6 protein-coding genes, 2 tRNA genes and 3 other RNA genes are annotated in these 6,380 nt (G+C 49.1%); 8 read left to right on the plus strand and 3 right to left on the minus strand.

Going from position 1 to position 6,380, the window contains the following annotated elements:
• Positions 1 to 352 precede the first annotated feature (352 nt).
• Entirely contained in the window at positions 353 to 766 is a 414-nt protein-coding gene (gene hns, locus ACLJQJ_RS07575; RefSeq protein ID WP_001287383.1) for a histone-like nucleoid-structuring protein H-NS, read from the plus strand.
• A gap of 133 nt (positions 767 to 899) precedes the next feature.
• Here the strand turns inward: hns and galU are convergent, their stop codons facing one another.
• From galU to rssA, 3 genes are all read right to left on the minus strand, one after another.
• Positions 900 to 1,808, minus strand: coding sequence for a UTP--glucose-1-phosphate uridylyltransferase GalU (gene galU / locus ACLJQJ_RS07580; protein WP_000729450.1), 909 nt, complete (start codon positions 1,806 to 1,808; stop codon positions 900 to 902).
• Between the two features lie 202 nt (positions 1,809 to 2,010).
• Positions 2,011 to 3,024 (minus strand): two-component system response regulator RssB, encoded by a 1,014-nt coding sequence (rssB, locus tag ACLJQJ_RS07585; RefSeq protein ID WP_000193432.1) that lies wholly within the window; start codon positions 3,022 to 3,024, stop codon positions 2,011 to 2,013.
• Between the two features lie 90 nt (positions 3,025 to 3,114).
• Complete coding sequence (gene rssA / locus ACLJQJ_RS07590) at positions 3,115 to 4,020, minus strand: patatin-like phospholipase RssA (RefSeq protein WP_001230575.1); 906 nt, start codon at positions 4,018 to 4,020, stop codon at positions 3,115 to 3,117.
• Between the two features lie 110 nt (positions 4,021 to 4,130).
• Here rssA and ACLJQJ_RS07595 point away from each other — a divergent pair, with 110 nt between their 5' ends.
• The 7 genes from ACLJQJ_RS07595 (at position 4,131) to ACLJQJ_RS07625 (ending at position 6,377) form a co-directional block, all read left to right on the plus strand.
• Positions 4,131 to 4,589, plus strand: coding sequence for a YchJ family protein (locus ACLJQJ_RS07595; RefSeq protein WP_001540172.1), 459 nt, complete (start codon positions 4,131 to 4,133; stop codon positions 4,587 to 4,589).
• 50 nt (positions 4,590 to 4,639) lie between these two features.
• A complete protein-coding gene (purU, locus tag ACLJQJ_RS07600; RefSeq protein ID WP_001191156.1) occupies positions 4,640 to 5,482 on the plus strand; it encodes a formyltetrahydrofolate deformylase in 843 nt (280 codons plus the stop codon).
• Positions 5,483 to 5,652: 170 nt separating this feature from the next.
• Positions 5,653 to 5,794: non-coding RNA, RtT sRNA (locus ACLJQJ_RS07605), on the plus strand.
• A gap of 28 nt (positions 5,795 to 5,822) precedes the next feature.
• Positions 5,823 to 5,907: transfer RNA gene (locus tag ACLJQJ_RS07610), tRNA-Tyr, on the plus strand.
• A 44-nt stretch (positions 5,908 to 5,951) separates the two neighbouring features.
• Positions 5,952 to 6,083, plus strand: a non-coding RNA gene (locus ACLJQJ_RS07615) — RtT sRNA.
• A gap of 34 nt (positions 6,084 to 6,117) precedes the next feature.
• Positions 6,118 to 6,202 (plus strand) — tRNA-Tyr (locus ACLJQJ_RS07620).
• 43 nt (positions 6,203 to 6,245) lie between these two features.
• Positions 6,246 to 6,377, plus strand: a non-coding RNA gene (locus tag ACLJQJ_RS07625) — RtT sRNA.
• Positions 6,378 to 6,380: the final 3 nt, after the last annotated feature.

The following is a 6,380-nucleotide window of genomic DNA, read 5'->3' on the forward strand; positions in this document are numbered from 1 at the left end:
TGAAAACCTTGTACTTATTGTTACCGTTACTCATACCCGGTGCAAAGTAATAGGGTTTTCTTGTAAGGAAAGCTAATACAAGAGATTGATATCTCTGCAATGAGATCGTATTTCATCATGATAAAATGTGACCTGACTCCTAAATTTTTAGCGACAGACGGTGAGTATCCCCCCTGCCAATAAGCTCTTTTTTGTGCGGCGCCCCAAGGAAAATTTAAGTTGAGATAATTAAAACGTGTGCTTAATAAAGCGTAATTTTGAATTCCTTACATTCCTGGCTATTGCACAACTGAATTTATCGCTCTATTATTAGCTCAACAAACCACCCCAATATAAGTTTGAGATTACTACAATGAGCGAAGCACTTAAAATTCTGAACAACATCCGTACTCTTCGTGCGCAGGCAAGAGAATGTACTCTGGAAACGCTTGAAGAAATGCTGGAAAAATTAGAAGTTGTCGTTAATGAGCGTCGTGAAGAAGAAAGCGCTGCTGCTGCTGAAGTGGAAGAACGCACTCGTAAACTGCAACAGTATCGTGAAATGTTAATTGCCGACGGCATTGACCCGAATGAACTGCTGAATAGCATGGCTGCCGCTAAATCCGGCACCAAAGCTAAACGCGCAGCTCGTCCGGCTAAATATAGCTACGTTGACGAAAACGGTGAAACTAAAACCTGGACTGGCCAGGGTCGTACACCGGCTGTAATCAAAAAAGCAATGGAAGAACAAGGTAAGCAACTGGAAGATTTCCTGATCAAGGAATAATTTACTTCCTGGATGCTTAAAATCCCGCCGCTGGCGGGATTTTTTTTATGCCTGAGTTCTCCGCTGACGACCCCAGGCATAAAAAAAGCGCCGGATTTACCAGCGCTTCTGTTAAAAAATTTATAACGTATCGTTACTTCTTAATACCCATTTCTTCTTCAAGCCAGGCTTTAAATTCAGCACCCAGCGAATTATGACGGATGCCATATTCAACGAATGCCTGCATATATCCTAACTTATTACCACAGTCATGGCTTTTACCCTTCATGTGGTAGGCTTCAACCGTTTCTTTTTCGATCAGCATATCGATAGCATCGGTCAACTGAATTTCATCCCCGGCGCCCGGAGGGGTTTTCGCCAGCAACGCCCAGATATCCGCGCTCAACACATAACGCCCGACAATCGCAAGGTTAGACGGCGCGACATCCGCTTTTGGTTTTTCAACCACGCCAACCATCGGCACACTTTCGCCCGGCGCCAGCTCAACGCCTTTGCAATCGACCACGCCGTATGCGGTCACATCTTCTACTGGCTCAACCATAATCTGGCTATTGCCGGTTTCGTCGAAACGGCGGATCATTTCAGCCAGGTTATCCTGAGACAGGTCGGACTCATATTCGTCAAGAATAACGTCTGGCAGAATAACAGCGACAGGTTCGTTTCCGACAACGGGATGCGCGCACAATACGGCATGGCCCAGGCCTTTTGCCAGCCCTTGACGTACCTGCATAATAGTGACATGCGGAGGGCAAATAGACTGAACCTCCTCCAGAAGCTGACGCTTAACGCGTTTTTCCAGCATCGCTTCCAGCTCAAAACTGGTATCAAAGTGGTTTTCAATAGAGTTTTTAGACGAGTGCGTAACAAGCACGATTTCAGTAATGCCAGCAGCGATACATTCGTTCACGACGTACTGAATTAATGGCTTATCAACCAGCGGCAGCATCTCTTTCGGGATAGCTTTGGTCGCTGGCAGCATCCTGGTTCCCAATCCCGCGACCGGGATAACGGCTTTTTTGACTTTCGAATTAAGGGCAGCCATTTAAAATTCTCCTGGACTGTTCATGTATTGAACGTGTTCATTAATCTGTATCGTGTTCCAGTATATCAGTACCAGAACAAGCCTCAGGTCCAAAAAGGACTTATATTGGTATAATTAAGACAAATACTTATAAATCTGCCGCAGATAGTAACACTCGTCGGGAAAGGCCGGTAAAGCAATTTCCGCTCACTCTTCCGTTTGGTCATTCCGCAGACAACATCAATCGCAGGCGCCCTCCTGCGCCCCATATTTGACACTGCCATGAGTCGCAACGCTGGCTTAATTGGTTAAGGTAGGCGTTACCCAATGTTCCTAGCGGCACGCCGCTGCTAATTTGAACCTGATGAGCGCCCGTATTTAAGGTGGCGTTCAATCCGGCGGAGACGAGAATCAAATTTTTGAGCTCACTGTGATAGTAGCCGACAAATAGCGGGAATTGCCCAGGTAAATTGGCTTGTCTGAGCAGATGATTTACCTGTTTTAATAGCGCGCCTAACTCCGGTAAACGGTGCTTTTGTTGGCCGAGCTGATCCTGCAATAAGCCGTTAAATAGCGCTCGCAGCAACAATGCGGCTAACACGCCGTTATCGCCCGCCCGGGTGACATCCAGGCAATAAAATGCCAGTTCGTTATCAGATAGCGGCGCAATATCCAGCACCAGTCCAGGCTGATCGGCGGAGACGAGCTGCCGGTAATTAATGCGGCAATGGGAAATCACCTGCTGTACCGGGGGCTGCAATTCCTGCAACAATTGCGCTGCGGCGGTCGGATTACTCACCATTGCATCCCAGTCACGAAACAGGCGTTCTTCTTCTTCAACCCGCGAGTTAAACATATTAGGGTATAAGCAAGCGAATACGGTTTCCCGCAAGCGGTTGAGATCTTTTACCGGCTTCAGCAAGACATCTTCAACCCCAAGGCGTAACGCTTTGGCGATATCCGCCATATTTTCTGTTGCGGAAATAACCAGAATAGGCGTCTGGTCTCCGCGATTACGTAAGTTTTCTACCAGTTTGAGACCGTTCATTCTCGGCATCGCGATATCACATATCATGAGATCAGGGGTAAAACGCCCCATCAACTCCAGGGCATCCACCCCGTCGCCTGCCAATGCCGTTGTCGCTCCCAAAGAGGAAAACCACGAATCCAGAAGCGAGCGAAATACAGGCTCGTCTTCAACAATAAGAATCTGTTTTCCGACCAATGGCTGCGTCATGTTCTCTCCCCTGACTGGCTTTAATCAATAGTGGCATGGTATTGCCGCTTGCGCCTGTCAGAATTTGCTTAAGTGATCGTAAAAGGTACATTAAACGTCGGTACGCACCAAGGGTATAAGTTCGTCCATCTTTTTCTCTACGGCTAACTGACCCGCCGCAATAGCGGCATGGGCGCGATGAAAATCCAGCGTAGAGATTTGCGGACAGAATGGTTGAATGAGAATATCAGGCGGATCGCCAGCCATACGGTTACGTTTAAGACGATTTTCCAACACCTGAATGGAGGTTGTCATGATTTCCATTGCCCCAGGCGAACTCACGCCACGGCGTGAAGTCAGGCTACTGAAACGTTCTTTTAAACGCTTATGCCAGGGCAGCGCATCATCGCTCTCTTCATTGATATTCCCGACATTTACAGAGAGCAAATCTTGCTGCATGAGGTGGGCATCATGTTGCAGGTCTACCGCAATAACGATATCAGCCCCCAGCGCCCTGGTTAACGAAACAGGTACCGGATTAACGACTGCGCCATCTACCAGCCAGTAACCGTTATGCTCAACCGGAGACATCAGCCCTGGCATACTGCACGACGCGCGTACGGCAAGGTGTAGATCGCCTTCAGTAAACCATAGCTCTCGTCCAGTGCTAAGATTCGTCGCGACCGCGCCAAAACGTCTTGAACAGTGGTCAAAATCCGTGACGGGCATAATATCCCGATAGTGATTAAATACGCGTTCGCCGCGAAGCAACCCTCCTCTGCCCCAGGATACATCCATCAGGCGTAAAACATCCCAGTAGCGGAATGAACATACCCACTGTTCAAGCGCCGATAATTTATTACAGGCATACGCGGCGCCGACCAGTGAACCTATTGAGCATCCTGCAACGATATCAATATCAATGCCTGTTTGCTTGAGGGCTTTGATGACCCCAATATGAGACCATCCTCTCGCTGCGCCAGATCCCAGCGCCAGCCCTATTTTCATTTTTCTCATCGTACTTAACGACTTCCCCTGGCTTCAAGACGTAGCAACATCGCCACTGCTCAGTTAACATAATGCCACCCTGGCGTTCAACGCCGTTTTTTATATTCAGGGAGATTATTGTGTCTCAGCCTTGTCCCTGTGGTAGCGCTGACGAGTATAGCCTATGTTGTGGTCGTATTGTGTCCGGAGAACGAGTAGCACCCGATCCGTCACATCTCATGCGCTCTCGTTACTGCGCTTTTGTGATGAAAGACGCAGATTACTTAATTAAGAGCTGGCATCCAACCTGCAATGCGGCCGCGTTTCGTGATGATATCATCGCCGGATTTGCCAATACCAGGTGGCTCGGCCTGACTATTTTTGAACATACCTGGTCAGAAGCAGAAAATACAGGGTATGTTAGTTTTATCGCGCGTTTTTCCGAACAAGGGAAAACCGGGGCGATTATCGAACGTTCTCGTTTTATCAAAGAAAACGGTCAGTGGTATTATATTGACGGTACCCGCCCGCAGTTGGGTCGAAATGATCCCTGCCCGTGCGGTTCAGGCAAAAAATTTAAAAAGTGCTGCGGCCAGTGACGCCTGACAGTATCGATACAGCAAACACTCTCAACAGGATTTTTCCGGCAATGCAATCACTACAACGTAAAGTTCTGCGTACTATTTGTCCCGATCAAAAAGGCCTTATCGCGCGGATTACCAACATTTGCTATAAGCACGAGCTTAATATTGTGCAAAACAATGAATTTGTGGACCATCGCACCGGTCGCTTTTTTATGCGGACCGAGCTGGAAGGCATCTTCAATGATTCCACTCTTCTGGCCGATCTGGACAGCGCCTTACCGGAAGGCTCTGTTCGTGAACTCAATCCCGCCGGACGCCGTCGGGTAGTGATTCTGGTTACCAAAGAGGCGCATTGTCTGGGCGACCTGCTGATGAAAGCCAACTATGGCGGGCTGGATGTTGAAATCGCCGCGGTCATTGGCAACCATGAAACGTTACGCTCGCTGGTTGAACGTTTTGAGATCCCTTTCGAACTGGTCAGCCATGAGGGATTAACGCGTGAAGAGCATGACACGAAGATGGCGGACGCCATTGATGCCCATCAACCGGACTATGTAGTGCTGGCCAAGTATATGCGTGTTTTGACGCCAGGTTTTGTGGCGCGCTTCCCGAACAAAATTATCAATATCCACCACTCATTCCTGCCGGCGTTTATTGGCGCGCGCCCTTATCATCAGGCCTATGAGCGCGGCGTGAAAATCATCGGCGCTACCGCGCACTATGTGAATGATAATCTGGATGAAGGCCCAATCATTATGCAGGACGTGATTCATGTCGATCACACTTACACCGCAGAAGATATGATGCGTGCCGGGCGCGACGTTGAGAAAAACGTATTAAGCCGCGCGCTGTATCAGGTTCTGGCGCAGCGGGTCTTTGTTTACGGCAATCGGACGATTATTCTTTAATCGTCAGTAATATGAATTGATTAGCTTTAATCCGTTACGGATGAAAAGTACGCAAACAGTTCATTTCAGGCAAAGGAATGCTTTACAGCGGCGTGTCATTTGATATGATGCGCCCCGCTTCCCGAAAGGAAGCGGGCCAGTATTAAGCATTACCCCGTGGTGGGGTTCCCGAGCGATCATAAGGGAGCTGACTGCAAATCTGCCGTCATCGACTTCAAGGTTCGACTCAAGCAATAGTGAGAGAACGTTGCCGCAGGCAACGGCCCGAAGGGTGAGGAGCTTTAGCTCCGAATAATCCTTCCCGCTATAGAATGCAAGCAGCATAATGAATTTACCCTGTGGTGGGGTTCCCGAGCGGCCAAAGGGAGCAGACTGTAAATCTGCCGTCATCGACTTCGAAGGTTCGAATCCTTCCCCCACCACCATTATTCACTACAGCGATGTAGTTAACTCGATGAGCAATGCAGAAGTCTGCACTTGTCGGGGAAGGGTGAGAACCTTCGATTAAGGTTCGACTCGAGCGAAAGCGAGAGAACGTTGCCAACGGCAACGGCCCGTAGGGTGAGGAGCGAAGCGACGAATAATCCTTCCCCCACCACCATCTTCAAGCTTTACCTACAATTTGAATTACCCCTGGTGGGGTTCCCGAGCGGCCAAAGGGAGCAGACTGTAAATCTGCCGTCATCGACTTCGAAGGTTCGAATCCTTCCCCCACCACCATCACTTCCGTCGCGTATCTTATCCCCGTTAAGCACAGTGTCTCATATCTCTCCGTACGGGAAGGATGAGAAGCTTCGACTAAGGTTCGATTCGAGCGAAAGCGAGAAAGCGTTGCCGCAGGCAACGACCCGAAGGGCGAAGCGCGCAGCGCTGAGTCATCCTTCCCCCACCACCATCG

This window comes from Salmonella sp. SAL04202 (assembly GCF_046550775.1).
In the GTDB taxonomy this organism is placed as follows: Bacteria; Pseudomonadota; Gammaproteobacteria; order Enterobacterales; family Enterobacteriaceae; genus Salmonella; species Salmonella enterica.

Bases quoted from the DNA above. Each gene is read 5' to 3' on its own strand.
- hns (WP_001287383.1), top strand. From the start codon at position 353: ATGAGCGAAGCACTTAAAATTCTGAACAACATCCGTACTCTTCGTGCG.
- rssA (WP_001230575.1), bottom strand. From the start codon at position 4,020: ATGAGAAAAATGAAAATAGGGCTGGCGCTGGGATCTGGCGCAGCGAGA.
- purU (WP_001191156.1), top strand. From the start codon at position 4,640: ATGCAATCACTACAACGTAAAGTTCTGCGTACTATTTGTCCCGATCAA.
- galU (WP_000729450.1), bottom strand. From the start codon at position 1,808: ATGGCTGCCCTTAATTCGAAAGTCAAAAAAGCCGTTATCCCGGTCGCG.
- rssB (WP_000193432.1), bottom strand. From the start codon at position 3,024: ATGACGCAGCCATTGGTCGGAAAACAGATTCTTATTGTTGAAGACGAG.